This window comes from Microbacterium sp. B24, from assembly GCF_000333415.1.
Taxonomy (GTDB): Bacteria; Actinomycetota; Actinomycetes; order Actinomycetales; family Microbacteriaceae; genus Microbacterium.
The window spans coordinates 1-956 of record NZ_BADB01000353.1; the positions used below are offsets into that span (position 1 = coordinate 1).

Consider the following 956-nt stretch of genomic DNA (forward strand, 5'->3'; position numbering starts at 1 on the left):
ATTCGAGCTCGGTCCCGGGGATCCTCTAGAGTCTTCTCGGCCGGCATGAAGGACTGAGGATCGCACTCCGTCCGCAACGGTGCGGACGGTGCACCTGAAGGAGAACCCATGAAACGACGGATCGTCCCCCTCCGTCTGCGCATCGCGAGCGCTCGCCCGCGGCCCCGGACGCTCGGCCGTCTCGCGCTCGCAGCGGCGATCGTCGCCGGCGGCCTGACGGCCGGCGCCGTGGCGGCCCCCGCCGCGATCGCGGCCGGAACTACCTACTACATCGACAGCGCGACCGGCAATGACGCCGCGGCCGGCACCAGCCCGGCGACGGCGTGGAAGTCCCTCGCCGCGGCCACGTCGCGCACGTTCGCGGCGGGAGACAGCATCCTGCTCGCGCGCGGTGGTGCGTGGAGCGGTCAGCTCGCGCCCAAGGGCTCCGGTGCGTCGGGGGCGCCGATCACCATCTCGGCCTACGGCACCGGCGCGGCGCCGTCGATCTCGGGTGCACCGCTGGCGACCGGCGGCGCCGTCCAGCTCGAGAACCAGAGCTGGTGGACCATCGAGAATCTCGCCATCACGAACAACTCCGGCACCGACAACTTCGGCGCGACGACGGAAGCTGGCTCGTCGAGACCTCGCTCCGACGCGTCGCCGCGGAACTGCTCGGCATGACCCGGGATCGGGCGGGCCAGCTCGCCGAACCGGCGGATCCTTCGCGCTACCTCCAGCGGTTCGTCGTCGACGGCCACGACATCGTCACCGCCGGATCGGCCGTGGCCTACGCGGGAGCCCCGACGAGGTTCACGCCGCCGGAACCGTGGGGCTCCGCCGATCCGGTCTGGCTCCCCCGGTGAACACGTCGACGGCCCCCGCTCCGAAGAACGGGGGCCGTCGTGGGCGTGCGGGTCGCTTACTGCGCGGCCTTCACGAAGGGCAGGAGGGTGGGGTTGTTGGGGACCTGCAGG

2 protein-coding genes are annotated in these 956 nt (G+C 72.1%); both read left to right on the top strand.

What is annotated here, in order from left to right; all coding sequences use genetic code 11:
• Positions 1 to 108: 108 nt before the first annotated feature.
• Complete coding sequence (locus I5I_RS09095) at positions 109 to 663, top strand: hypothetical protein (RefSeq protein ID WP_036318508.1); 555 nt, start codon at positions 109 to 111, stop codon at positions 661 to 663.
• Positions 660 to 845 carry a hypothetical protein gene (locus I5I_RS09100; protein WP_036318510.1) on the top strand — a complete coding sequence of 62 codons (186 nt, stop codon included), beginning with the start codon at positions 660 to 662 and terminating at the stop codon, positions 843 to 845. The genes I5I_RS09095 and I5I_RS09100 overlap by 4 nt, the downstream gene beginning before the upstream one ends.
• The last annotated feature ends 111 nt before the right edge of the window (positions 846 to 956 follow it).

Excerpts from the sequence above, each read along its gene's own strand:
- I5I_RS09100 (WP_036318510.1), top strand. The coding sequence starts at position 660 with ATGACCCGGGATCGGGCGGGCCAGCTCGCCGAACCGGCGGATCCTTCG.
- I5I_RS09095 (WP_036318508.1), top strand. The coding sequence starts at position 109 with ATGAAACGACGGATCGTCCCCCTCCGTCTGCGCATCGCGAGCGCTCGC.